The following is a 24,109-nucleotide window of genomic DNA, read 5'->3' as shown; positions in this document are numbered from 1 at the left end:
CACACTCTCTGGTATAAAGGTGCCTCTTTTTTGACAAATGCCGATTTTTTCAACAAAGGTACTCACCTACTTGCGCTGCATTTTTCGACTGTTTATCGGGCTGTTGTTGACGCTGACGCTGGTTGGCTGCGACTTCTATAGCCCCTCCAGCCAGCTGGAGCAGATCCGCCAGCGAGGCGAGATCCGGGTTGGCACCATCTATGGTCCCACCTCTTATTACCAGCGTGACGACCTCGCCCAGGGGTTCGATTACGAGCTGGCACAAAATTATGCCGACTGGCTGGGGGTGACACTCACCATCATCCCGGTCAACACCACTGACGAACTGGTCACCCTGCTGAAAAAGGGCAAAGTCGATCTGGCGGCAGCCGCCATCATGGTCACCCCCGAACGGCGCGAGCTGTTTCGCTTCGGTCCGGGCTTCTACCAGGTCTCCCCCAAGCTGGTCTACCGTAACGGCAAGCCCAAGCCGGCCTCGTTGAACGACATAAAAGGCAAGCTGATGGTGGCCGCAGGCTCCACCGGGGAAGACCTACTCAAAGAGATGAGCAAAGAGAATCCGAAACTAGCCTGGAGCACCAGCCACAACGCCGATGTGGAGGAGCTGCTCAAGCAGGTGGTGGATGGCAAGATTGACTACACGGTGGTGCAGGATACCGTGCTGGCCCGTACCCAGCGCTACTACCCGGAGCTCACCGAGGGGCTGACCCTGGCCCAGAAGCAGACCGTTGCCTGGGCCATGAGCAAGCTGCCCGATGACAGCCTCTATGCCAGCGTGATCGACTTCTTCGGTCAGCGCTTTATGGATGGTGCCATCGCCAAGCTGGACGAGAAGTACTTCGGCCACGTGCAGAACTTCGACTTTGTCGATACCCGCACCTTCCTCAAGCGCGCCAAGAGCCTGCTGCCCAAGTACCAGCCGCTGTTCCAGACTCACGCTAAGAATATCGACTGGCGTCTGCTCGCCGCCATCAGCTATCAGGAGTCCCATTGGGACCCGCAGGCCCGCTCCTACACCGGCGTGCGCGGCATGATGATGCTGACCGAGCCCACCGCCAAGGCGATGGGAGTCAACGACCGGCTTCATCCGGAAGAGAGCATCAAAGGTGGCTCCCTCTATCTGCAACAGATGATGGAGAAGGTGCCGGATTCTGTGCCCGATGACGAGAAGGTGTGGTTTGCCCTCACCGCCTACAACATCGGTTACGGCCACATGATGGACGCCCGCCGCCTGACCAAAGAGCTCGGCAAGAATCCCGACGCCTGGAGCGACGTGAAAGAGGTGCTGCCGCTGCTGCAGCAAGCGCGCTGGCACCGCAAGGTGCGTTATGGCTATGCCCGTGGCAGCGAGGCGCGCAACTATGTTAACAACGTGCGCCAGTATTACCAGAGTCTGCTCTGGCTCGACAACGAGCAGCAGAAGGCACATCAGCGGGAGAGTCTCGACAACGACAGCGAGCCCGAGCTGGCCGAGCGCCCCACCGCCATCGCCGAAGTGGTCAATCAGATCACCATGCGCTAACCAGCCATTATTCGGCTGTTTTCACACAAACTTCTCTGTTACCATCGATTCACATCGGAGCCTATCCGAAATCGCATTGTTTTCATTATGTTGAGAGATTAAATAACAGCAATTTCGGATGGGCTCCATCAATGACCCAAGGCCGGGATGGCCACCTGAGTTGGGAGGAGACCAAGATGCAAAAACGTAGAAAAATCAGTCTGGTCAGAAAAGCGAAGTGCAGCTGGAGCCCCAGACGCAAACTCAAGCTTAATGACATCAAGCGCAACCTGTGGCGCAGAAATCGATCCTATACCCTGCTTATTGCAGAGCACACAGCATAAACCCGGCATTCGCCGGGTTTTTTTATCTTCTTTCTCACCTGATTATCGTCTTACACCAGCGCCGCCTTGAACTGTACCGTCCGCTTGGAGATCAGCGAGTTGCAGTGGTTGCAGAAGTAATCCACCGCGCCGCACGCCTTGAGACGCTCCAGCTCCTGCTGGCAGGTGGGGCAAATGGCAGTAACCCGAACAGGGGCCTGGCACTGGCCACAGGTTTGCTCCTTGCTGCGGGTATCCAGTTCAGCCTGGCATGATGGACAAAGCAGGGCTTCCATAATCAACTCCTCGAAAGTGGATCTGCCATGGTCTTGTTCCATGGCAGATCCCCCTCCCCTTATTCCTCACCTTAACATGGCGAGGATAACAAAGCGGCTGCCGGTGAGGGCAGCCGCAAGGGCTTATTTCTTCTTCATCTTCAGCAGGCGTTTGCGCTGACGTTCCTGACTCAGGGTCATGGTGTTCTTCTTCCCTTCAAACGGGTTGACCGACTCCTGGAACTCGACTCGGATCGGCGAGCCCATGATCTTGAGGGACTTGCGGAAATAATTGATCAGATACCGCTTGTAGGAGTCCGGCAAGTCGTTCAGCTGGTTGCCGTGGATCACGATGCGCGGCGGGTTGTAGCCACCGGCGTGAGCATACTTGAGCTTGACGCGGCGACCGTTGACCATCGGCGGCTGGTGATCTTCCTGCGCCATCTGCATGATGCGGGTCAGCATGGCCGTGCTGGTACGACGGGTGGCGGACTGGTAAGCCTCCTGAATGGATTCAAACAGGTGGCCGACGCCGCTACCGTGCAGGGCGGAGATGAAGTGGACGCGAGCGAAGTCGATGAAGCCCAAGCGACGATCCAGCTCGTTCTTCACATCCTCTTTCACCTTCTGATCCAGACCATCCCACTTGTTCACCACCAGCACCACGGAGCGACCGGCGTGAAGCACATAGCCAAGGATGCTCAAGTCCTGATCGGTGATGGTCTCCTGGGCGTCGATCACCAGCAGGCAGACGTTGGCATCTTCGATGGCTTTCAGGGTCTTGATAACGGAGAACTTCTCCACCGTCTCGTGCACCTTGCCACGACGACGTACACCGGCGGTGTCGATGACCACATACTTCTGCTCGTCACGCTCCATTGGAATGTAAACGGAGTCACGGGTGGTGCCGGGCATGTCATAGACGATGACCCGATCTTCACCCAGCATGCGGTTGGTCAGGGTAGATTTACCGACGTTGGGACGACCAACGATGGCGAACTTGATAGGCAGGTCGGCGAACGGGGTCTCCTTGGTGTCCTCTTTGGTATCGAGTTCACCGGCAGCCACCATGCGCAGCAGGGCTTCTTCGTCGAAGTCCTCCTCTTCCTCATCCTGCGCATCTTCATCGGTAGCGGCGTCGACCAGGGTCTCCAGATGGGGAGCCAGGGCCAGTTCCAGCAGGCTCAGCACGCCACGACCGTGGGCGGCCGCGATCTGGTAGACCTCACCCAGCGCCAGACCGTAGAACTCGGAGACCGCGGAATCACCGTCGATACCGTCGGTCTTGTTGGCCACCAGAAATACCTTCTTGTGGGCCTTGCGCAGGTGCTCGGCAATGGCTTGATCCGCCGCGGTCAGACCGGCACGGGCATCCACCATGAACAGCACGACGTCCGCTTCTTCGATGGCCAGCAGGGATTGCTCGGCCATCTTCAGCTCGATCCCCTCTTCGGTGCCATCGATACCGCCGGTATCGACCACGATAAATTCCAGCTCGCCCAACTTCGCCTGACCGTATTTACGGTCCCGGGTCAGACCGGGAAAATCGGCAACCAGGGCATCCCGAGTACGGGTCAAGCGGTTAAACAGGGTGGATTTCCCCACGTTGGGGCGGCCCACCAGGGCTACTACAGGAGTCATAAAAGCCTCATTCTCAAGACGACAAAGGCTCCGGGTCCGAAGACCAGGAGCCGGATATTCACATTATCGGACGATCAAGGACGCTTGAGGGCGTACAACTTGCCGTCACGGCTCTGCACATACAGGGTCTCGCCATCCACCAGCGGGGCGGCATAGAGACCACTGCTATCGAGCTGCTGCATCGCCTTGATGGTACCGTCGGTACGATCAAGCCAATACAGGTATCCTTCCACATCACCCACCACCACATAGTCACCGAAGATGACAGGTGCAGTGACGGTACGATTTTCCAGCTGGGTGTTTGACCACAGCTCCAGACCGTTGCGACGGTCGATGGCAAACAGATGGCTGCGACTGTCGGTCAGCACGATGGCATTGCCGGTCATAGCCAGATCGCGATAGCCGGAATACTTGCGCTTCCACACTTCATCGCCGGTCATCAGTTTGCGCGCCATCAGCTGACCGTTGTAGGCGATGGCGTAGAGCTCATCACCGGCAATCAGCGGGCTGGCATCGACGTCAACCATACGGTCCAGCTCGGTGGCACCGCGCGGATCAGCCACCTTGGACTGGCGCACAGGCTGGCCGTTGCTCAGCAGGGCGATGCCCACCTTGCCATCGGCACGACCGTAAATCACGGCGCCGTTGGTGATCACCGGTGCACCGGCACTGCGCAGGGTCAGCGGCGGCTGCTCTTCGGAGAGCGACCACTGCATCTTGCCTTCATCAGTGTCGAGGGCGATCAGGCGACCGGAGGTGGTCAACACCACCACGCGGCCATCTTCCACCGCGGGGCTTGCCACCACTTCGCCGGGCACATTGGTCTGCCACAGCACTTCACCATTCTCTTCGTTCAGGGCGTAGACCACCCCGTTCTCGGAGCCGAGGAACAGCTTGCCGTAACGGGAGACCAGGCCACCGGAGAGGCGGGCACTGCGTTTGTCGGCGTTGACCGGCAGGTCGGCCAGATCGACGGTCCAGAGGCGATCGCCACTGGCACGGTCAAAGGCGCTGACATCGCCGTCGCGGGCCGCCGCGTAGATGCGATCCTCTTCCACCACCGGCTTGAGCTGGGAGTAGAAGTCACCGATACCATCACCCACAGTAGATGACCATGCGGTGTCGGCAGTGAAGGCAGATTCAACCTTGGGCAGCGGCGCCATCGGGTTGAGATCCTCTTCGGAACTGAACAGGGAGCACCCCTGCAGAGCGAAGGAGACCGCAGCCCCCAGCGCCACCATCTTGAATAGATTACGCATCCGGTGCCTCACCAGTCGCAACGGCCGGCAGGGCCAGATCGTCCATTTTCAGCTTGAGCTCGGCGCTACCCTGCAGGCCGCCAGCATCCGCCGCCGCCTGATAGGCATCACGAGCCTCTTCGGTCTTGCCCTGCTTTTGCAGCACATCACCACGGGCTTCTGCTACCTGCGCCTTGAAGGCCTCATTCTGGATGGTCGCCAGCTTGGCCAGCGCTTCATCTGCCTTGCCCTGATCATTCAACACACGGGCCAGACGCAGCGCCGCGATGGGACGAATGCTCTCGTCACCCGTGGTCGCCACCAGCTCCAGCTGCTCGGCAGCCAGATCCAGCTTGCCCGCCTTGACGGCAGCGGCAGCCAGTTGCAACGCGGCCAGTTCACCGTAGGAGTCACCCTTGTTGGCAGTGACAAACTGCTGTGCCTGCTCGAAACCGGCGGCATCGCCCTTGGCCAGCTGCTCAATCACCTGGTTGTAAGAGTGGGAGGAGGCCTCCATGGTCTCTTGCTGGTGCTGGTTGTAATAGCGCCAACCGAACAGACCGACCAGACCGATCACGGTCCCGGCAATCACCGAGGTTCCGTTCTCTTTCCACCACTCCTTGATAACCTCAACCTGTTGTTCTTCGGTGGTATAGACTTCCACAGCTTACTCTCCTTTGGCTGCCAGCAGGGCAATGGCGGCGTCAACCTTGACGGTCTGTTGCTCGGCCTGACCACGCAGATATTTGATAGTGATCTCCCCGTTTTGCACCTCGGTCTCACCAAGGATCAGGGCGATTGCCGCGCCGCTCTTGTCGGCACGTTTGAGTTGTTTCTTGAAGTTGCCACCACCGCAGTGGCTCATCAGACGCAGGTCCGGCAGGGCATCGCGCAGACGCTCGGCCAGCTGGAAGCCAGCCTGTTCGGTCCCCTCGCCCACCATCGCCAGATAGACATCCACCGCCGGGCGGATATCGGCGTTGAGCTCGAGAGTTTCCAGCATCAGCACCAGACGCTCCATGCCCATGGCAAAGCCCACGGCCGGGGTCGGTTGACCGCCCAGCTGCTCTACCAGACCATCGTAGCGGCCACCGGCACAGACGGTGCCCTGGGCACCCAGACTGCTGGTGACCCACTCGAACACGGTCAGGTTGTAGTAGTCAAGACCACGCACCAGACGCTCGTTCACTTCGTATTTGATACCGGCAGACTCGAGCAGGCGCTTGAGCCCCTCGAAGTGGGCCAGGCTCTCTTCGCCCAGATGGTCGAACAGACGCGGGGCACCCGCCAAAATGGCCTGCACCTTTTCATCCTTGGAGTCGAGCACCCGCAGCGGGTTACTGTACATGCGGCGCTGGCTCTCTTCGTCCAGCTGCTCCTTGTACTGCTCCAGATAGGCCACCAGCGCATCGCGGTAAGCGGCGCGCTCGGCGCTCTGACCCAGGGTGTTGAGCTGCAGGGTGACATGCTCGCTGATGCCAAACAGACGCCACAGACGGTGGGTCAGCATGATCAGCTCAGCGTCGATGTCCGGCCCGTTGATGCCAAACAGCTCGACACCGAACTGGTGGAACTGGCGATAACGGCCCTTCTGGGGACGCTCGTGACGGAACATGGGGCCCATGTACCACATCCGGCGTTCCTGGTTGTAGAGCAGACCGTGTTCGATACCGGCACGGACGCAGCTGGCGGTCCCTTCCGGACGCAGGCTCAGGCTGTCGCCGTTACGGTCTTCAAAGGTGTACATCTCTTTTTCGACCACGTCGGTCACTTCACCGATGGCGCGCTTGAACAGATGAGTCTGCTCGACAATCGGCATGCGCACTTCGCTGTAGCCATAGCTGGCAACGACCTGGCGCAGGATCTGTTCAACCTTCTGCCATACCGGGCTCTGCTCCGGCAGGCAATCATTCATACCGCGAATAGCTTGGATCTGTTTTGCCACGTTGATACTCGAGAAAAAGAGGTAAAATTTGGCCGCATTATAGGGATTTTCCCCCCCAAGGTAAAATCAGGGAATCCGGATGCGGGATTTAAAATCAGTCACCTGGAAAAAGGGCCACCCAATGTGGCCCTGTTTCGCTCACTCCTTGTCCATCGGGATCCGGTTGGCGGGATCCAGCATGGCGGCGCGGGCGCGAATGCGGCGCTCCAAAGTTGGAATGAGATCCTTGTTGTCGAGCCGATCGACCCGCTGGCCCCCCTCATAGAAGGCACTCTTGTTGGCGGCACCCGCCAGACCAAGGTCGGAGACCAGCGCTTCACCCGGGCCGTTCACCACACAGCCGATGATGGAAACATCCATCGGTGTGATGATGTCTTCGAGCCGCTCTTCCAGTGCATTGACGGTAGCGATCACATCGAACTCCTGCCGTGAGCAGGATGGGCAAGCGATAAAGTTGATGCCACGGGAGCGAATACGGAGGGATTTGAGGATATCGAAACCGACCTTCACCTCCTCCACAGGATCCGCCGCCAGCGAGATACGCAGGGTATCGCCGATGCCGTCGGTAAGCAGCATACCCAGACCGATGGCAGACTTCACCGCACCGGCACGGAAACCGCCCGCTTCGGTGATGCCAAGGTGCAGCGGCTGTTCAATCTGCTTGGCCAGCAGGCGATAGGCACCGACTGCCAGGAACACATCGGAAGCCTTGACGCTCACCTTGAAATCCTGGAAATCGAGGCGATCGAGATAGTCCACGTGACGCATGGCGGACTCTACCAGCGCTTCTGGGGTCGGCTCGCCGTACTTCTCCTGGATATCTTTCTCCAGCGACCCGCCATTGACCCCGATACGGATCGGGATATTGAGGTCGCGCGCGCAATCGACCACCGAGCGCACCCGCTGCTCATTGCCGATGTTGCCCGGGTTGATACGCAGGCAGTCGGCACCGTACTCGGCCACTTTCAGGGCGATGCGATAGTCGAAGTGGATATCGGCAACGATGGGGATGCGGGTCTGCTGCTTGATCAGCCGGAAGGCTTCCGCCGCTTCCATGGTGGGCACGGAGACACGGACGATATCGGCGCCGACCCGCTCGATCCGCTGGATCTGCTCGATGGTGGCGGCGACATCTGTGGTCTTGGTGTTGGTCATGGTCTGCACGGTAATGGGGGCATCGCCCCCAACCGGTACATTACCAACCATGATCTGTCTGGATTTACGACGAATGATGGGTGATTCGTGAGAAGACATGGGAAACAGATTACTCCTGCGGCAGTGAGAAGCGGGCTGTACGACCGTTGTTGTAACGGCTCATATCAAACGACTGACCCTTGTAGTCAAGCTTGACGGCCATGGGCGCGCCAATGATGAACTTCAGGGGCTCGGCGCCTTCCAGCACCAGCTCGTCGTTGGCCTTCTTCAGACCACTGAACAGGGTCTTGCCGTTGGCATCCTTCACATCCAGCCAGCAATCGGCGGTGAAGCTCATCTTCAGTTGCGGCGCAGTCGCCGGATCAACGACAGCCTCTTCAGATTCGGTGCCATTGGCGCCGGATACCGCAGCATCGGTCGCAGTGCCGACAGCCGCGCTGACATCGGTCGGGGCAACAGCCGCAGAAGCAGGCGCCAGGGTAGCAGTCGCATCGGAGACCACCGCGGGGGCAGTCACGTCAGTGGCGGCAGGTGCGATGGCAGCGCCTTCCACCGGGGCGGTGTTGATCGCATCGGGCTGCGTGATAGCCGGTTCAGCCGGAGTCGAACCGGTTGCACTCATCTCGGTAGCTGCCAGGGCTTCATCACCGGCGGAGCGGCGTGAAGTACTCTGCCACCACCAGGCGACCGAGAGCGCAATCAACACCAGAATAACCAGCCAGGTGGCTACCTTGAGCCGATTGTCGTTGGCTTGCTGGCGAGAGCGACGGGAGAAGCTCTGCATGTCGATATTGTCGGGAGGAGTCAGACCCAGCTTGTCGTAAGCGGCCAGAATGGTCTCTTCCGGGATCCCGACCAACTTGGCATAGGTACGCAGATAGCCCCGAATAAAGGTATGGGACGTATGTTTGTCGTAGGTATCCGATTCGATGGCGGCGATCAGGGTCAGACGAAGGTGAATGCGGGACGCAACCTGTTCTCGTGTCCAGCCAAGCTGTTCACGGGCATTGCGCAGCAGCTGGCCTGGACCTGCTGCCTGGGAATCGTCTTGTTGGAAATCGTGTGGCTGTTCAATAGTCATTGGCTAAATAACGCTTGGCTTGTTGCGAAGTGGGATATTGCCTTACCAGCTCAGTCCCGAATTGGTGAAGTAATGCCGGCTTGTCCATTGCCTGTGCCAATCTGAGTCTCAACCAGAGACTCTCCTCATTCTCGTCTGACACATCGGCAAAACGGGCGAGGTAGGACTGCACATCAGGCAGCTTGCCATCTTTCATGGAAAGCTCGGCCAAGTCCAGCAATAACCTTGGATTGCCCGGATTATACCCCAAGGCCAGGAGATAGTACTCGGTTGCTTTATCATTTCTGCGATTTTGCAGGGCACAAAGTGCCGCATTTTCATAGGTATCGGCAATCTTCACATAGCCTGGTTGAATAACAGCCTGGTTGAATGCCTTGTCTGCCTCATCATAACGGCCACGATCACAGAGGAAGGCGCCATAGTTGTTCATTGCGTCAGCATTGGACGGATCCATGGCAAGGGCGTTCTTGTAATGCTCTTCAGCCGCCTTGAAATCCCCCACCCTCTGGTAGAAGTAGGCAAAACCGATCTGCACTTGAGGATTGGAGGGGTCATACTGGAGGGCGCGATCAAGATTGAACTTGGCCTGCTCGGCATTGCCCTGACGCAGGTACTGGATACCCAGGTCGAGGCGGGTTTGGGCAGCCGCCTTGAGGTCAGGACCCACTTCACGCTGGGTCGAGTTCTGGCCAGCGTAAGTGGTCTCGGTCACACAGCCTGGCAGCGCGCAGAGCGCTGCCACTACGATCAATGTACGTGTATCCATTCCCTGTCTATACAATGGCTTAGCATTTAAACCATTTTGACGGAAATCCCATCCTGTTGCATCCGATTTTTGATAGTTCGCTTGGTACGGTCAATCACGTCACCCACCAGCTGACCACAGGCGGCATCAATGTCATCACCACGGGTCTTGCGGACAATCACGGTGAAACCGTACTCCATCAGCACCTTGGAGAAGCGATCGATACGGCTATTGCTCGGCTTGCCATAAGGGTTGCCCGGGAAGGGGTTGAACGGGATCAGGTTGATCTTGCTCGGGGTATCCTTGAGCACCTTGGCCAGCTCGTGAGCATGCTGCATATCGTCATTGATATGATCGAGCAGCACATATTCGACGGTCACCCGACCACCGTTGGCATTGGATTTGGCCAGGTAACGACGGACACCGGCGAGGAACTCCTCGATGTTGTACTTGTCGTTGATCGGCATGATCTCTGAACGCAACTTGTCGTTCGGGGCGTGCAGGGAGATAGCCAGCGCCACGTCGATCTGGTCACCCAGCTTGTCCAGCGCAGGTACCACGCCAGAGGTGGAGATGGTCACCCGGCGCTTGGAGATGCCAAAGCCGTAGTCATCCATCATCAGACGCATGGCGGGCACCACGTTGGCGAGGTTGAGCAGCGGCTCGCCCATCCCCATCATCACCACGTTGGTGATGGGACGCTTGCCACCGACCACGCGGGCCGCACGCCACACCTGACCGATGATCTCGGAGACTTTCAGATTGCGGTTGAAGCCTTGTTGAGCCGTGGAGCAGAACTTGCACTCCAGCGCACAGCCAACTTGAGAGGAGACGCAGAGGGTCGCGCGGTCATCTTCCGGGATGTAGACGGTCTCTACCTCCTGATCGCCCACCTGCAGAGCCCACTTGATGGTGCCATCCGCGGAGCGCTGCTCGCGGCTGATCTCGGGCGCCTTGATCTCGGCGATCGCCTTGAGGCGCTCTTTGAGCACCTTGTTGACGTTGGTCATCTGATCGAAATCATCACACCCAAAGTGATAGATCCACTTCATGACCTGATCTGCCCGGAATGGCTTCTCGCCCAGTTCGACGAAAAAGGCACGCATGGCATCCCGATCAAGATCCAGCAGGTTGATTTTTGTTTCGCTCATCAATGGCCTCAGTTCAAACACTTCATCAATTATTGGCTGACGACGTCAGGGGGCGGCATTGTACAAATAATGGGTCTGGCTTTCCACCTGGAGAATAGAGGGATATTGCGTAAACGGCGAAAACAACAAAGGGAGCCGAGGCTCCCTTGGGTCATCATCCACAAAAATCAGCCGCGCGGGCAGATCTCGTTGTCAGAGAAGAAGTAGGCAATTTCGCGGGCAGCGGATGCAGGTGCATCAGAGCCATGCACTGCGTTGCGATCGATGCTCTCGGCATAACAGGCACGCAAGGTACCAGCCAGCGCCTCTTTCGGGTTGGTAGCACCCATGATCTCGCGATTGCGACGGATGGCGTCTTCCCCTTCCAGCACCTGCACCATGACAGGGCCAGAGGTCATGAAGCTGACCAGATTGTCATAAAAAGGCTTGCCCTGATGCTCGGCATAGAAACCGGCAGCCTGTTCACTGCTCATGTGCAGCATTTTGGATGCCACCACTTTCAAGCCTGCGCTTTCGAAACGGCTATAGATGGCACCGATCAGGTTCTTGCTGACAGCATCCGGTTTAACGATAGAGAAGGTACGTTCGATGGCCATTGATATCTTTCCTTAACTACAGAGTTTTATTGTTAGAATCCATGTTCGCTGGCGATTATACGTAAACAAAAACCGGAAAAACACACAAACAAGCAACTTTTTATTAAACATCACTCCCTTGCAATCAACATCCACACTCATCTTGACCGAGCAGAGCCGGAAAATATGTGCGCTTGCGCACGATAGTTACCTTAAGCCGCCAAAACCCCATCTTTTGTTCACAATTCGAACAGCATGAAAAAGGCACCCGAAGGTGATTTGGTCGCCCCCGCGCCGCTTGGCGTGCGCGGGGGAATCAATCACTTAGGTGCTACTGAGACAAGCTCAAGGCATTCAAAACAAACCTAGGTGTGGACACTCTGTGGTCAATCAATTCCAGCCCCTCCTCGCAATGGGTTGAAAGTAATAGCATCCTGCAAATAGTCCGGCGCAAAGTGCGCGTAAGCCATTGTTTGCTGTATGGTGCTATGCCCCAAAATGCGCTGTAGGGTAATGATGTTTCCTCCATTGATCATGAAGTGAGTAGCAAAACTGTGCCTAAGAACATGCGATGCTTGCCCTTGTGGCAAGTCAGGTTTTATTTCTCTCAGTACTTGGCGGACAGCTAGGTAATCTGCGTTTGGAAAGAGACGCCCTGACTTTTTGTTCACCAGCCTTTCCGACACCTCCTCAGAGATTGGCACGACCCGAGTTTTGCCATTCTTAGTTGCCACAAACATGACTCGTTGGTTGATGACATGTTCCGCCCTCAGTTCTGCGGCCTCACTCCACCTTGCTCCAGTGCTCAAACACAAAACGGCCAATTCTCTGTTATCGCCATCCAGTCTTTTCAACAGTGCTTTAATCTCACTTTGGGAGAGATAGCTCATAGCTGTTGGCTGAGCTTTGAGCTTTTTCATACCCTTGAGTGGATTTGCGGCGTAATACATACCTGCATCAATCAAGAAACTGAACATGCCACTGAGTGACATGAGACGCCGATTAATGGTTGATGCTTTGATGCCTTCACTGAGTGAGCGAGACTTAAAAACGGTGAGTGCATGGTTATCAATCTGGAACGCACATGGATAACCCATCTTCCGATCAACTAGCTCCAGCGCCTTGAGAGTGGGAGCCCCCCATTTCATGTTTTGTCCATGGTACAGCCACCACAGGTTGATAAGTTCAGTTAGTGGTCGAGCATCCTTTGGTTTTTCCAACCAAGCCTTGTCATGCTGATTTGCCAGCACATAGCGCTCAAACGCTGTTGCTTCATGCTTCTTGTCAAACTTCCGCCGGATACGCTTTCCGTTGCGCCCCTGCGGTCTCATGTCCACTTCATAACGACCATCATCGAGCTTCTTAATCGACATTGCGAAGCCCTCCGATGTAACCCAAACAAGACCTTTCTATTTCGTTAAGAAATGCCTCATGCAGCGTTAGCCAATTTTCTGGTCGGAGAGGGATGAGTCCCCGTTTTCTTGCCCAAAGTGTGCGAGCGCCGGTGCTATTTGACCGGATTCGGGAGCGACCCTGTCAGACATAAACCAAAGCATGTATTTGGCAAATTGAGGCTGATTTAGCATTTTCATTGAGACGTCTGTAGGGGGTACCGAACGCCCTGTTTCATAGAAACGAAGAGTCCCCAAAGGAACCCCTGTCACATCTGAAAACTGCTGCCTCGTCATATATTCAGACTTCCTAATTAACACCAACTTCTCACCAATGCTCATTGACATGTTGCGTAAATCTCCAATAGCATAACGTCTAGATGTAGCCACCAAGCGGTCTACATTAAGCCACTGACCACTATGAGCCACTGTGGCCCATTGGGGCCAACAAGGGAGAATATCAGATGACAGCAACAAGCCAAACCAAGCAGCCATTTGAAGCAGACCCGCGCGTCTCGCTGGTGCTCGAACCCATCATTAACTCCTCCGATGCGGTGCCCGTGGAGGTCTTCGCCAAGATGATAGGCAAGACCAAGGGCGCAGTGCGGGGGATGATTGAGAAAGGCAAGGTGCCCGTGGTGCCGATGCGCAATCCCCTTAACCCCACCGCCCCCGCCGAGTACTGGATCTATCTGCCTGCATGGAATGAGGGCATGAAACTGGCCTTCGAGAGTCGCCCCCGTGAAATCCGTGACGGCTGGTTGTCATGGCTGGGGCTGGGGAATCCGGCATGAGCCAGAAATGGGATGAACAGGCGGCCCTGAACATGGCGGGCGCGCAATTGCTGCGCGAGACCGTTGAGCAGGTCAACAGCCGCCAACAACAGGCCAGCCATGACCTGCGGGCGCAACGCCTGTCACGCAGGCTGGCCCTCTTGCAAACCCTTGGCAACGGGCAAAGAAAAACCCCGCTTAACGGTGCTGTCACACCAAGCGGGGTTAGTGAATTCGCTTTTAGGAAAGGAAGAATTCAATGAGCATCTTATCTATCCCCTGCGCATTGCGCAATCTGCGGCTCCAGCGCCGCAAGCTGGCCAGCCCTGCCTGCCAGCGTTTCCTGCACCTGCCTGATTATCTCGTTGCCGTTGAGCAGCCCAACGCCTTGGCGTGGGCCGCCCTCTGGCAGCACCTGCCACAACCCGTCCAGCCACTTCGGGGGAACCTATGCGCGTGATGTGCACCGAGTGCGGCCAGCTGGGCCGCATTACCAAGACCAACCGCCTGACGGCGGGTGTCGCCAATCTCTATTGCCAGTGTACCGATGCCGAGTGTGGTCACTCTTGGGTGTCCACGCTGGCCTATAGCCACACCTTGAGCCCCTCGGCCAAGAAAGCCACTACGATGGCCATCACGCTGGCGCAAGGACTGTCGCCCGAGGCGCACGGCTCCCTTTGCAAGAGCGTGAACGAGCGGCAGCAGCAACTCGACATACTGGCCGCGCAAGAGCGCGAAAAGCCGGTGGTTACACTGCGGAGGGTGGTATGAGTAGCCAAGTCAAAACTGGCTGGGTGTGCATCGCCACGGCGGGGCCAACACTGGATGGCCGCACCATTACCCCCGAGTGTCTGCGCCAGATGGCCGAGGTATACGACCCGCGTTTCTATACCGCGAGGCTCTGGCCGGAGGGGGTGCGCACTCGCCCGCTTGGGTCAGTGGATGCGTTGAAGGTGCAGGAAGAAGCGGGCCAGCTCAAGCTGATGGCGATACTTTGCCCGACCCTTGAGCTGATTGACCTCAACATCAGCGGCAGTCACGGCTTTTGTACCATTGAGGCGGCCAAGAACTTTGCAGGCACCAGCCAGTGGTATCTGGCGGGGGTCTCTGTCACCGACCAGCCGACCATCACAGGGCTGACCCAACTGCAATTTAGTGCCAAGCGGCCCGAGGCGCGCCCGCTCTTGGTGCCTGCCTCTTTGCCTGTGCCCGTCCCCACCAAGCAGGTGAACCGGACACCCGACCCTGACCGCATGTTCAAGCAGATGGAAACCTTGGCGTCAGGGCTTGAGCGCCTAAACCAAAAGCTAGACAGCATGATGCCCTGCCCACCAGACCCGCCCACTGCTGGCCGCCGTGATAACCCCGACTCTGCCAACACCTACCGCCTCTACTAAGGAGCCTTTCTGATGACCTTATCTGACCTGCTGCGCGATGTGCGCATGAGCTTTGCCCCCGCGCCGCAACCCAGTTTCGGCAACCTTGACAACGTCACCAGTATGGCCCTGACGGCGGCCATTTTGCAGGCCGTCCCGTTCCTGTGGATGGTCTCTATCTTGGGGGTGGATGACCCGCACGCCCCGCGCTTTGACCCGCTCAAGCCAACCCTGCGCAGTGGCCGCAAGGCGCAAGCGCGTTTCATGGTTCCGGCCAAGCCGAGCAAACGGGCTCACCAATACGAAGAGATGGACAGCAGCGTTATCTGGACATGGCAACAGCTGGCCCAGATGCTGGAAGGGCTCGACCAGCGCCAAGCCAACAACCTGCTCGAAGAGCTGGCCTTGGCGGCCTTTGGTGATGACCTGATACGGGTCGGTTTCCATGGCCAGTCTGCTGCCGTCAATACCGACCCTGTCGCCAACCCCAACGGGGAGGATGTGATGGTGGGCTGGCCCTCCTTGGCCAAGGCGGCTGACCCCGAGGGGCTGCGGGTGCTGCGCGATGCGGTCACCTTCTCAACCAGCGGCAAGGGCGATTTCTCCGACCTCGACAGCATGGTCTATGCCCTGATTAAGAAGCTGCCCGAGGCGTACCGCCAAGACCCGCGCTTGGTAGTGATGGTCGGCGGCGACCTGCTGCGCGCTCACCAGAAAGCCCACCTCAAGGCCGGACAGGTGCGAGATAAAACCCAGCGCATGAAGATTGCGGACTTGGGCTTTGTCTCGCATCAACACATGCCGAGCACCTATCTGGCCATCACGCTGGTCGAGAACCTGCAAGTGCTCACCGTCAACCACACCCACCGACTCACGGCGGGCGACATTGACGACTTGGCCAGCTGGGGCATTCGCTACAACCGCGCCCAGACCTACGCCTTGGGCGAGCCGACCGCCTACGCCGCTTTTGATGCCATCACCCTTGCTACCGAGGAGTAACCCCATGCAACAGACCCCCACCTTGCAGGCCGTGCCGACTGCCCCCGCTGCGACCCGAGCCAGCCGACTGGATGAACACGTGGCCCTGTTTCAAAGCGAACACCGCAAGCTGATGGAGCTCGACCAAGAGATATTGACCTTGCGCGAGCAGCGCAAAAACCTGATGGCGCAAATCCCGCCCGCCAAGGCGCGCCGCGAGGAGCTGCGCCAAGGGCGGATTAACCAGCTGATGGGCGGGGTGGTGTCACTGGAAGCAGCGCGAGAGTACCGCGAGCTGACCGAACTGCTGGAGGATGCCAAGGCGGCAGCCAGCTTGTCGGAGTGTCAGGAGAAGCGCTTGGCATTACCGCTCTATCAGACCCAGCTGGCGGTGAACAGCGCCCAGAGCATGGTCGCCGGATGTTATGAAAGCTACCTCGACCACAAACTGGCCCCCGCCATCTTGCCCAACCTAAAGCAGCAGCTGGCCGAACTGGCGGCCCTGACCCACGCCAAGGGCTGCATCATCGGGCTGGAAGGTGCGCGCCGCTGGGCGCTGAACGAATTGGGTTCGGCCCTCAAAGAGGCAATGAACGGCGAGCAGGTGGCGCTGGAGGGTGACAGCCCCGCCGCCCGTCAGGCGCTCGTCACCTCAACCCGCCCCCAGTGCGCCGACCTGCTGGCCCTGTGTGACAGTCCGGGCAAACGCCAATGCCTGCAACGGGAGCTGGAGGAGTAACCCCGCCAAATGAAGAAGGGAGCCGATTCCGGCTCCCCCCTGTGCTCACACGCTTATCACAACAGAGCGAGCGGGCGCACTGTAGCAAAGCCGAACACGCCGGACAAATAGCCAGATAGCGCCGTCAGGCGAGACAAGGAGACGCGAAGGGAAAAACAGAGGAGGACTAAACGCCAGAAAAGACAAAGGGAGCCGTGGAGGGCTCCCCTTAGCTAACCCATATCAAGCACGACAAGAGATAGCCTATGAACACTATCAAATTCAATGCCGCCCAGCAAGCGGAGGGACTCGCTTTTTCCGCATTCTGGGCCGAGTCCCAACGCCAAGATTATCTTCGCCTCTATCGCCTGCAAGCCCGCCTTGCCCGCCTGCGCATCGTGCGCCGCGTCAGTGGCACCCATGACCGCCACCTTGCGCGGACGCTGTTGGCACAATGCCGCTTGGCCCGCGCCACCTTGCACCATGCCCACACGCACGCCCAGCAGACATACGCAGGGGGTCAGGCATGAAAACCCCCTCCCCATTTGCCAGCAAGGGCCAGCGCCGCCGCCAGCCCTCTGCCGCCCTCCTGCGCGCCAACCTCAAACGGATGGTCGCCATCCTTCGCCAGCAGCGCCAGCCCTTCTATCCCCTCGACATGGCCCGCACACCCGCCAGCCAGCGCACCATCACCACGCCCGCCGATGAAGAGTGCATCCGCTCCTACTTCAAGACGGGGCGCGGTGTGTACGACCTTGATTGGTCGCTCGACCTCTTGATGTTCTCTATCCAGCGCGGCCAAGGTGGCGCGGTACAGCTGCCCGATGAACTGATTAGCGAGCTGTTCGCGGGGTACTGCGCCCGCCGTGTCCCCGATGTGCTCAAGGGGGTCAGCTGCAAAGCGGCCAACCTCTGGCTCTCGGACAGGGTAAAAGTCTTTCGGCAGGTACAAGCCGACCTGCCCGAGCGGCTGGAACTGTTGCAGCGCAAAGAGCGCCGCGAGCAGCTGGCCATGAACTACGTGGAGCGGGTGCAGCGCCTGCTCGACATCGCTACCAACGGCAATACAAACCAAGTCCCCGCGACCTACCTCTGGCGGGTCTGTGGTCAGCCCCTCAAGCCGTGGGGCTTCCTGCCCCTCCTGCCCAGCTTCAAAAGCGCCGAGCGGCGCGACACCTTCATCGCGGCCCACCTTATCCGCTGGTTAGACCCGCAGTGGTGGGAGCGCAAACTGCGCAAGCTCTGGGAGCAGTATCGGGAGCACTGCGCCATCCTGCTGGGCAAGGTGCGGCGCGGGGTCTCGCCCTACGTCTCCAGCTTTGCCCTGCGCGCCTTCAATGAGCGGCTGCGGGCTGCCGAACAGTGGCTTAACAGCATGGAGGTTTACAACGAAGAGCACGATATCACCCTGTCATTGGCCGATGCCGTGGCCAGCTCCATCGCCAACCCCGCCAACCGCCGTGATGAACTGGTGGTCAGGGCGCGGGGCTTTTCCGATGCAGCGGACGAAATGGGTTATATCGGCCTCTTTTTCACATGGACGGCCCCAAGCCAATACCATCCATGGAAAACCACCCCGCAAGGCCACGGCAAAGCAGCCCGCACTACGGAAAATCCCAAGTACCTTGGCCACACCCCACGCGATACCAACAACTATTTAGGCACCCTCTGGAAGCGCTGCCGCGCCGCTCTGGCGCGCCGTGATATCGAGTATTTCGGCTTTCGGGTGGTCGAGCCCCATCACGATGGCACCCCGCACTGGCACCTGTTGCTGTTTGTGCGCCCTGACCAGCAGCATGAGCTGATAAGCACCATGCAACGCTATGCCCTGAGCCATGACCGAGCAGACCTTGAGCGCAAGCGCCACCCCCAGACCAAACGACCCTATAGCGACATCACGCCCCGCTTTGACTGGAAAGTGATGGATCCAGCCAAAGGGGGCGCGGTGGGCTACATCGTGAAATACATCGCCAAGAACATTGACGGCCACCAGATAGGTGATGAAGGCGACCTAGAGGCCGAGACCACGGCCAGCGAAGGGGCAAGACGTGTCAGGGCGTGGGCCTCGCTGTGGGGCATTCGCCAGTTTCAGCAGTTGGGCGGGCCGCCAGTCAGTGTGTGGCGGGAACTGCGCCGACTGCCCGGGCGAGCACAAGAGCAGGAAGGCCGGACGGTTTCACCGCTGGCCAGCGAGATCATGGAAGAGTGCCGCCGCTATGCCGATGCCGCGAACTGGAAAGAGTTTACCTACTCCATGGGCGGCCCAGTCTGTCCACGGGATGCGCGGCCTGTGCGGCTGCATCACCTGATAGACCACGCAAAGAACAAGTACGGGGAAGATGTGATCCGGCTGGTCGGTGTGGCCGCTGGCGAGACCATCAAGGCAACCCGACTTGATGGTTGGGTGCTGCGCCGCAAGGTGGCAGAGACGCCCGCTGCGGGCACGGTGGAGGGGTTGAGCGAGCGCAGCGAAGCAGGGTTAGGCGAGCCTAGCGAGTTGCCCTCAAGCAGCGCCAGCTGCGCTCCTTGGAGCTCTGGCAATAACTGTACGGGCACTTAAGATATGCACAGAGTGAAACAAAACATGAGTACTTTTCTAGATTAAAGGATGATGCATCCCATCTGGGATTCGAAGCATCATTATCATTAGTCATGACGGTAGCTTTATACAGTTAAAATACATAATACACAGCATATAAAACAGCACCTCTCACCTACATAGCCAACACAAATGACTTGCTTATGTGCATGCAAAACAATATTAATAACTATCGAGAGTGAAGGATTCTCATGACAACACACATGAGCTTTGTGATCTCAATCACAACATTTATGCAGTGTAAATAGAATCCTTTTCATATTTATGAAATTGGGCTGGGATGTGGATAAAAATGAATAAAACCAAGATCGCTGAATTTTCCTATGATTTACATAGTGCTTTAGGTGATTATGAAACTCCAGAACTTGACTTCCTTAAAACTCTTGGCATGGCAGCCACACTAGCAGTTCATATTAGAGGGCTTGGAGAAATACCATATGAAACGTTAAAGCTTGCATCGTTTCATTATTTTAAAGTTCCATCCATGGCCTTAGACAAGGTAATAGATATTTTGGACGAATTGGGTTTTATTGATGTCATGGGAACAAAACGAAGAATAAAATCAATAATCCCTAAAATACCCCACTTTGGAAGCATATATGAAAGAATTGGTGAATTCGCAGATAATGATGATTTAAATGAAAGTGAAATGGCAATGTTAGGTATTTTAAATCAGGTCTACAACAAACCAGAAAGTAAACAAAAAATCATAAATGAAATTTCAGCTGACAAATCTATAATTGAGCATTGTTTTAAATACAGTGAGGTCGGTGGGTTAATTAGAACTCACAAGGCCAGAGGAAAAGAAATAATATTAAGCCCATACTATTTTGCTGACAATTTAGATGGGTTAGCAGACTTAACGGCTAAATCAGGTTCGGGAAACATATCAAAGGTTTTAAAAAAGTTAAAAGCAAACCAAGGATGGCCACTCTCTATGGTTGTTAAAAACCAAGAAATAGGTGGTCAGAAATTGGATTTAGTTGAACTATCCCTTATTGATGCAATGGCATCTGAAGGTATATTAAAACCGCCATCAATTAACTTTGGAAAAAATCGATCAGAACAGTTTATTTTCACTCCTAACCCCGGGTCGGTCAGATTAAATGCCACAAATAGAGAAATTTATGAGAGGGCTATGGCTTTGGTATCCTGTGTTCGAAAAGGACAATTAATGCCCGAGCAATTCAGAATTCATTCTCCTTTAGCAATATTGAGGAGTCTGAGAGGAAAGGGCTATCTAAATAGTAACTCAGAAGCAAGTGAACAGTATAAAAATCTTGTGTTCATGAAAGTTGCCTTCCTTGACCCAACCGGTAATGGTCGATGTAAACTAGTTTTAATTCAATCAGCAGAAAACATCCAAGCTTTAGACATTGCAATTAAACTATTAGAAACTGGTGAACTTGCCAACCTAGAGGTTAATAAAGAAGCGAAAATTGCTTTCTCAAAAGATGAAACATATGTTCAATCTATAATTTCCGCTGCTGAAATGAGGAAGAGGAAACAAGTTCAAATAGCAGAAGAGGCAAAACATGATATGGATCAACTTCTCTTGAACCTGGATTTTTAAATATGGCAGCTTTAGATAAAGACACAGTTCAGAAAGAAAAAGCTATTCGATATTGCATGTCAAATGGAATACTCCCTTATCTTGAAGTCATTGTAAATAATGTCAGAGAAATAACAGACATTAAAACCGTTATAACTGACCTTGATGTTCTTGGTGTGGAAGTTTCACGTCGTGGGGTAATTAGGAAAACACTGTTTGACTGTAAAACTGTAGGAAAAATGAGTGCTATAAACCGCGCATTCTGGGCTGCCGGCGTCATGGCATTTACTGGATGTGATGAAGCATATGTAATACTAGGTAAAAAGGCATCTGAAGCTCATCGAGTTAGCGCAAAATCGCTAAAGGTTCATTTGTTTCAAGAGCAAGATTTTGATTCATACGCGCAAACATCCAACATCAATTACTTGGATACCCTATCATATTCCTCAAAAATTTCAACTTGGCATCTTCTTTATTCATCCTTTGAAAAAAATGATAATTTAAAAAACTTAGGTGAATATATTAACTCCAAACTTCCCTTAGAAAAGGATAACGCGAAGTCTCTTAGAGAGTTAATTGGCATTATAAGAGCACATAAAGGTGAGATCGACCCTGCTAAAGCAGAACATATGGCAATTTATTTCTCTCTCATCCTAAGTTTTATTTTAGTCATGAGCCCAGTGTCATCCCAAATGTCAGATGTGTATGATCAAGACATGTCTTTAGCATCTTACGAAAAAACTCTCCGTTATTATATATGGGGTGGACGCGAAAGCTATATTCAGAGAAGGGATTTAAAAAATGCTGTCTTAGATATATCAGGGGTCAAAAGAGGTGAGTTAGAGTTACCCGGTTGGACTGACTTTGTTCAGGTATCAAGAGGCTTTATTGATGCACACTCTGAGTTAAGAGAAGCATTGCTTCCATGTAGAGAGCTTTCACTACGCTGTCTCTCTACAATAGAATATGAAATTGATGTTCGTTTGCGACAAAAAATAAATCAATCGAATAGAATCAAACAGTTTATAATCGCATCATCAAATTATCTTCACCGAGCTACAGGTTTGCCAAAAGATTTACATGAAAATGTGAAGGAAATATTGATGACAATTGATGACTCAGTTACTGAGTAAACTAAAGCAGGTGCCAGATTAATCTAGCACCTGCTTTATAATTTCTAGTTATCACCTGCATGCCTTCATCTTGCCTACCCTAAGCAACATTCAACGACACAGTACCATCACGAAATCCGCGCTCATCCGCTCCCGCCTACGTGTTGTAAAAATCATCCATTTTGCAAAGACCTAGCTCTTGAAAAATAGGGCGGTATGAATGTGCGAAGTAGTTGAATCTGTATCATCAACAACACCCTGCAGAGCTACTCAGAGACCCCACAGCCGAACCCAGAGCATACATACCTCCACACAGCGTCTAGGCCAGCAGTAAGAGCCACGGACGGAGTTACGTCACGGAATCCGCGCTCATCCGCTCCCGCCTGCGGGCCTCGTGTAGCAAATTTTTTGCAAAAATAGAGTACAGCAAAACCATAGGCCCAGAGCCCGCCAGCTCTGGGCCTTACGGTTAAAAATCAAACTGAAATTAGTGAAATTTTTTTCAGTGAATTACAGTTTTTAGCTCACCCGAATGAGCAACACAAAACTCGCAACGCATTGTTTTAAAAGACTTTTGTCAGTTTTCCGTGGGAATCTCACTGTGGTGATGTGCTTAGGGCATGGTTTTTCAAACCGAAAATTTCACTTAGCTTTCAATGCATTGCAAGCAATCAAAGCAAAATGAAAAACTGTAAAATTGAAACACTCATGTCGATAGAGGTAGTATCGAATCTATAGAATTCAAACACTGGAAGGCATCATGATGACTCGTGCGCTTATCACCTTAGCTCTGTTTGGCATGGTGGTTTCGCTAGCAATAATCACAGTTGCAAAACCATTATTTTCAATATATTCAGAGTATATCTTAGCAGGAAGCTATGTAGGTGAAACCTATGCGGCGCACTTTATCGACTTCATTCTCTATTGCCTATCACCCTGTTGCATGGTTCTATCAATAATGTTTGTGACGCTATATTATAAACACCGACGAAATAGATAGAAAAAAACCGCCTTTCGGCGGTTTCTTTTAGATGGCGAACTGTTCTAGGCTTTTGCCTTGTGCTATCTGCTCGGCGATTGCTTTAGGCATGCGCCCCTGACCAGTCCAAGTCTTTTCCTGCCCATCTTCTTGATACTTGTACTTTGGTGGGCGTGGTGCTCGCTTGCTCTTACCCTTCTCCGCACTGGTAGATTGGGCTGCATTACCTACCAAGTCACGAGGGTCTATTCCTGCGACCTTCAACATTTCAGAAAATTCTGCCAACTTACGTTGATGCTCCGCTTGTGCAGCTCGCTCTTGTTCAGTTGCGGCAAAAAACTCCGCATATACTTGGTCAAATTTACCTTTAACTTCCTCCAGCTGCTCAAATGACAAGTCACGTAAAGCTACACGGAGGCTACGGATGTTCAGTAATGTTTTAAGAAATTCGTTCATGGCGTCCTCATTAAATGACAGGTATGGAACATCAACTCCACGAGGAACATATCACAAAGAGATCTGAGGTATAAAACTAATTCATTCGGATAAATAAATGGCCCAAAGAATAGGAAAGATGATGACTTTCCATCTTGCCTATTCGTTGGGAGGCAAGCGAAGCGCGGCAGTAGGCATACCTTTGAACCTCAACTGGCGCCCATTTCTTGTTGAATAATCAACCAGCAAGAGTATGTTATTTAGCAACCATGTAATCCCGCATGGTAATCAAAGGAGTTGAGCATGGGTTATTACGTAATTCACAAATCTAAAAAAGCGACAGATCAACCATTTTACTTTGTGCTGCATGCTGCGAATGGCGAGCCTATCGCTACAAGTGAAATGTATGCTTCCAAAGATGGCGCCAAGAACGGCATCAAGTCCGTGCAAACCAATGGCACCACTACGGATATTCGCGATAAAACGGATGTCTGAGCTTGCAAGATATGAACGTGAAAGCCCCAGCAAGCTGGGGCTTTTTAGTCGATGTGGTCAACGTGTGGACA

25 protein-coding genes are annotated in these 24,109 nt (G+C 54.7%); 13 read left to right on the top strand and 12 right to left on the bottom strand.

What is annotated here, in order from left to right; translation table 11 throughout:
- Nucleotides 1-37 precede the first annotated feature (37 nt).
- Nucleotides 38-1,522, top strand: coding sequence for a membrane-bound lytic murein transglycosylase MltF (gene mltF / locus G5193_RS01190; protein WP_421204733.1), 1,485 nt, complete (start codon nucleotides 38-40; stop codon nucleotides 1,520-1,522).
- A gap of 373 nt (nucleotides 1,523-1,895) precedes the next feature.
- Here the strand turns inward: mltF and G5193_RS01185 are convergent, their stop codons facing one another.
- The 11 genes from G5193_RS01185 to G5193_RS01135 form a co-directional block, all read right to left on the bottom strand.
- Nucleotides 1,896-2,120 carry a zinc ribbon domain-containing protein gene (locus G5193_RS01185; protein WP_005344872.1) on the bottom strand — a complete coding sequence of 75 codons (225 nt, stop codon included), beginning with the start codon at nucleotides 2,118-2,120 and terminating at the stop codon, nucleotides 1,896-1,898.
- Nucleotides 2,121-2,243: 123 nt separating this feature from the next.
- The gene (gene der / locus G5193_RS01180) at nucleotides 2,244-3,740 is read right to left on the bottom strand and encodes a ribosome biogenesis GTPase Der (RefSeq protein WP_043823902.1); all 1,497 of its coding nucleotides are present in this window, start codon (nucleotides 3,738-3,740) and stop codon (nucleotides 2,244-2,246) included.
- A 74-nt stretch (nucleotides 3,741-3,814) separates the two neighbouring features.
- The gene (gene bamB / locus G5193_RS01175) at nucleotides 3,815-4,999 is read right to left on the bottom strand and encodes an outer membrane protein assembly factor BamB (RefSeq protein ID WP_005333796.1); all 1,185 of its coding nucleotides are present in this window, start codon (nucleotides 4,997-4,999) and stop codon (nucleotides 3,815-3,817) included.
- The gene (locus G5193_RS01170; RefSeq protein WP_021229680.1) at nucleotides 4,992-5,642 is read right to left on the bottom strand and encodes a YfgM family protein; all 651 of its coding nucleotides are present in this window, start codon (nucleotides 5,640-5,642) and stop codon (nucleotides 4,992-4,994) included. The genes bamB and G5193_RS01170 overlap by 8 nt, the downstream gene beginning before the upstream one ends.
- A 3-nt stretch (nucleotides 5,643-5,645) precedes the next feature.
- The gene (gene hisS, locus G5193_RS01165; protein WP_005351051.1) at nucleotides 5,646-6,923 is read right to left on the bottom strand and encodes a histidine--tRNA ligase; all 1,278 of its coding nucleotides are present in this window, start codon (nucleotides 6,921-6,923) and stop codon (nucleotides 5,646-5,648) included.
- Between the two features lie 138 nt (nucleotides 6,924-7,061).
- Nucleotides 7,062-8,177 carry a flavodoxin-dependent (E)-4-hydroxy-3-methylbut-2-enyl-diphosphate synthase gene (ispG, locus tag G5193_RS01160; protein ID WP_005333801.1) on the bottom strand — a complete coding sequence of 372 codons (1,116 nt, stop codon included), beginning with the start codon at nucleotides 8,175-8,177 and terminating at the stop codon, nucleotides 7,062-7,064.
- Between the two features lie 10 nt (nucleotides 8,178-8,187).
- Nucleotides 8,188-9,159: a cytoskeleton protein RodZ gene (gene rodZ, locus G5193_RS01155; RefSeq protein ID WP_227340755.1), complete on the bottom strand. Its 972-nt coding sequence runs from the start codon at nucleotides 9,157-9,159 to the stop codon at nucleotides 8,188-8,190.
- Entirely contained in the window at nucleotides 9,149-9,940 is a 792-nt protein-coding gene (gene tapF / locus G5193_RS01150; protein WP_216953941.1) for a type IV pilus biogenesis/stability protein PilW, read from the bottom strand. Before tapF ends, rodZ begins: the two co-directional genes overlap by 11 nt.
- A gap of 11 nt (nucleotides 9,941-9,951) precedes the next feature.
- A complete protein-coding gene (locus tag G5193_RS01145; RefSeq protein WP_005344856.1) occupies nucleotides 9,952-11,055 on the bottom strand; it encodes a bifunctional tRNA (adenosine(37)-C2)-methyltransferase TrmG/ribosomal RNA large subunit methyltransferase RlmN in 1,104 nt (367 codons plus the stop codon).
- A gap of 167 nt (nucleotides 11,056-11,222) precedes the next feature.
- Nucleotides 11,223-11,651, bottom strand: coding sequence for a nucleoside-diphosphate kinase (ndk, locus tag G5193_RS01140; RefSeq protein WP_005333805.1), 429 nt, complete (start codon nucleotides 11,649-11,651; stop codon nucleotides 11,223-11,225).
- 365 nt (nucleotides 11,652-12,016) lie between these two features.
- On the bottom strand, nucleotides 12,017-13,003 hold the full coding sequence (locus G5193_RS01135; protein ID WP_421204732.1) for a phage integrase: 987 nt from the start codon (nucleotides 13,001-13,003) through the stop codon (nucleotides 12,017-12,019).
- Between the two features lie 482 nt (nucleotides 13,004-13,485).
- Between G5193_RS01135 and G5193_RS01130 the strand changes: the two genes are divergently transcribed.
- The 11 genes from G5193_RS01130 to G5193_RS01080 all read left to right on the top strand — a co-directional run bounded on the left by G5193_RS01130 (nucleotide 13,486) and on the right by G5193_RS01080 (nucleotide 22,150).
- Nucleotides 13,486-13,815, top strand: coding sequence for a Cox family DNA-binding protein (locus tag G5193_RS01130; protein WP_206665087.1), 330 nt, complete (start codon nucleotides 13,486-13,488; stop codon nucleotides 13,813-13,815).
- Nucleotides 13,812-14,057 carry a hypothetical protein gene (locus G5193_RS01125; protein WP_139463340.1) on the top strand — a complete coding sequence of 82 codons (246 nt, stop codon included), beginning with the start codon at nucleotides 13,812-13,814 and terminating at the stop codon, nucleotides 14,055-14,057. The genes G5193_RS01130 and G5193_RS01125 overlap by 4 nt, the downstream gene beginning before the upstream one ends.
- Complete coding sequence (locus tag G5193_RS01120) at nucleotides 14,054-14,254, top strand: hypothetical protein (protein WP_058057189.1); 201 nt, start codon at nucleotides 14,054-14,056, stop codon at nucleotides 14,252-14,254. Before G5193_RS01125 ends, G5193_RS01120 begins: the two co-directional genes overlap by 4 nt.
- The gene (locus G5193_RS01115; RefSeq protein WP_421204731.1) at nucleotides 14,245-14,565 is read left to right on the top strand and encodes an ogr/Delta-like zinc finger family protein; all 321 of its coding nucleotides are present in this window, start codon (nucleotides 14,245-14,247) and stop codon (nucleotides 14,563-14,565) included. The genes G5193_RS01120 and G5193_RS01115 overlap by 10 nt, the downstream gene beginning before the upstream one ends.
- Nucleotides 14,562-15,191, top strand: a complete 630-nt coding sequence (locus tag G5193_RS01110) for a GPO family capsid scaffolding protein (RefSeq protein WP_421204730.1) — start codon at nucleotides 14,562-14,564, stop codon at nucleotides 15,189-15,191. Before G5193_RS01115 ends, G5193_RS01110 begins: the two co-directional genes overlap by 4 nt.
- 12 nt (nucleotides 15,192-15,203) lie before the next feature.
- The gene (locus tag G5193_RS01105; protein WP_421204729.1) at nucleotides 15,204-16,169 is read left to right on the top strand and encodes a P2 family phage major capsid protein; all 966 of its coding nucleotides are present in this window, start codon (nucleotides 15,204-15,206) and stop codon (nucleotides 16,167-16,169) included.
- Between the two features lie 4 nt (nucleotides 16,170-16,173).
- Complete coding sequence (locus G5193_RS01100) at nucleotides 16,174-16,887, top strand: hypothetical protein (protein WP_421204728.1); 714 nt, start codon at nucleotides 16,174-16,176, stop codon at nucleotides 16,885-16,887.
- A 245-nt stretch (nucleotides 16,888-17,132) separates the two neighbouring features.
- The gene (locus G5193_RS01095; protein ID WP_421204727.1) at nucleotides 17,133-17,396 is read left to right on the top strand and encodes a hypothetical protein; all 264 of its coding nucleotides are present in this window, start codon (nucleotides 17,133-17,135) and stop codon (nucleotides 17,394-17,396) included.
- The gene (locus G5193_RS01090; RefSeq protein WP_421204726.1) at nucleotides 17,393-19,426 is read left to right on the top strand and encodes a replication endonuclease; all 2,034 of its coding nucleotides are present in this window, start codon (nucleotides 17,393-17,395) and stop codon (nucleotides 19,424-19,426) included. Before G5193_RS01095 ends, G5193_RS01090 begins: the two co-directional genes overlap by 4 nt.
- A 331-nt stretch (nucleotides 19,427-19,757) precedes the next feature.
- Complete coding sequence (locus G5193_RS01085; protein ID WP_408831729.1) at nucleotides 19,758-21,038, top strand: hypothetical protein; 1,281 nt, start codon at nucleotides 19,758-19,760, stop codon at nucleotides 21,036-21,038.
- Between the two features lie 2 nt (nucleotides 21,039-21,040).
- A complete protein-coding gene (locus G5193_RS01080) occupies nucleotides 21,041-22,150 on the top strand; it encodes a hypothetical protein (protein ID WP_421204725.1) in 1,110 nt (369 codons plus the stop codon).
- Between the two features lie 1,006 nt (nucleotides 22,151-23,156).
- On the opposite strand, the gene G5193_RS01075 is transcribed toward G5193_RS01080, so the two are convergent.
- Complete coding sequence (locus G5193_RS01075) at nucleotides 23,157-23,564, bottom strand: H-NS family nucleoid-associated regulatory protein (protein ID WP_421204724.1); 408 nt, start codon at nucleotides 23,562-23,564, stop codon at nucleotides 23,157-23,159.
- A gap of 282 nt (nucleotides 23,565-23,846) precedes the next feature.
- Between G5193_RS01075 and G5193_RS01070 the strand changes: the two genes are divergently transcribed.
- Entirely contained in the window at nucleotides 23,847-24,038 is a 192-nt protein-coding gene (locus G5193_RS01070) for a YegP family protein (protein ID WP_139433608.1), read from the top strand.
- The last annotated feature ends 71 nt before the right edge of the window (nucleotides 24,039-24,109 follow it).

The sequence above is a fragment of the Aeromonas sp. 601027 genome, assembly GCF_049174455.1.
GTDB classification, from domain to species: domain Bacteria; phylum Pseudomonadota; class Gammaproteobacteria; order Enterobacterales; family Aeromonadaceae; genus Aeromonas; species Aeromonas veronii_A.
Note: the sequence above shows the minus strand (reverse complement) of the source record. Positions and strands in the feature narration are given on the sequence as shown.

Coding starts and splice junctions, on each gene's coding strand:
- mltF (WP_421204733.1), top strand. CDS start 38: ATGCCGATTTTTTCAACAAAGGTACTCACCTACTTGCGCTGCATTTTT.
- G5193_RS01185 (WP_005344872.1), bottom strand. CDS start 2,120: ATGGAAGCCCTGCTTTGTCCATCATGCCAGGCTGAACTGGATACCCGC.
- der (WP_043823902.1), bottom strand. CDS start 3,740: ATGACTCCTGTAGTAGCCCTGGTGGGCCGCCCCAACGTGGGGAAATCC.
- bamB (WP_005333796.1), bottom strand. CDS start 4,999: ATGCGTAATCTATTCAAGATGGTGGCGCTGGGGGCTGCGGTCTCCTTC.
- ispG (WP_005333801.1), bottom strand. CDS start 8,177: ATGTCTTCTCACGAATCACCCATCATTCGTCGTAAATCCAGACAGATC.
- rodZ (WP_227340755.1), bottom strand. CDS start 9,159: ATGACTATTGAACAGCCACACGATTTCCAACAAGACGATTCCCAGGCA.
- G5193_RS01145 (WP_005344856.1), bottom strand. CDS start 11,055: ATGAGCGAAACAAAAATCAACCTGCTGGATCTTGATCGGGATGCCATG.
- ndk (WP_005333805.1), bottom strand. CDS start 11,651: ATGGCCATCGAACGTACCTTCTCTATCGTTAAACCGGATGCTGTCAGC.
- G5193_RS01135 (WP_421204732.1), bottom strand. CDS start 13,003: ATGTCGATTAAGAAGCTCGATGATGGTCGTTATGAAGTGGACATGAGA.
- G5193_RS01130 (WP_206665087.1), top strand. CDS start 13,486: ATGACAGCAACAAGCCAAACCAAGCAGCCATTTGAAGCAGACCCGCGC.
- G5193_RS01125 (WP_139463340.1), top strand. CDS start 13,812: ATGAGCCAGAAATGGGATGAACAGGCGGCCCTGAACATGGCGGGCGCG.
- G5193_RS01120 (WP_058057189.1), top strand. CDS start 14,054: ATGAGCATCTTATCTATCCCCTGCGCATTGCGCAATCTGCGGCTCCAG.
- G5193_RS01115 (WP_421204731.1), top strand. CDS start 14,245: ATGCGCGTGATGTGCACCGAGTGCGGCCAGCTGGGCCGCATTACCAAG.
- G5193_RS01110 (WP_421204730.1), top strand. CDS start 14,562: ATGAGTAGCCAAGTCAAAACTGGCTGGGTGTGCATCGCCACGGCGGGG.
- G5193_RS01105 (WP_421204729.1), top strand. CDS start 15,204: ATGACCTTATCTGACCTGCTGCGCGATGTGCGCATGAGCTTTGCCCCC.
- G5193_RS01100 (WP_421204728.1), top strand. CDS start 16,174: ATGCAACAGACCCCCACCTTGCAGGCCGTGCCGACTGCCCCCGCTGCG.
- G5193_RS01095 (WP_421204727.1), top strand. CDS start 17,133: ATGAACACTATCAAATTCAATGCCGCCCAGCAAGCGGAGGGACTCGCT.
- G5193_RS01090 (WP_421204726.1), top strand. CDS start 17,393: ATGAAAACCCCCTCCCCATTTGCCAGCAAGGGCCAGCGCCGCCGCCAG.
- G5193_RS01085 (WP_408831729.1), top strand. CDS start 19,758: ATGAATAAAACCAAGATCGCTGAATTTTCCTATGATTTACATAGTGCT.
- G5193_RS01080 (WP_421204725.1), top strand. CDS start 21,041: ATGGCAGCTTTAGATAAAGACACAGTTCAGAAAGAAAAAGCTATTCGA.
- G5193_RS01075 (WP_421204724.1), bottom strand. CDS start 23,564: ATGAACGAATTTCTTAAAACATTACTGAACATCCGTAGCCTCCGTGTA.
- G5193_RS01070 (WP_139433608.1), top strand. CDS start 23,847: ATGGGTTATTACGTAATTCACAAATCTAAAAAAGCGACAGATCAACCA.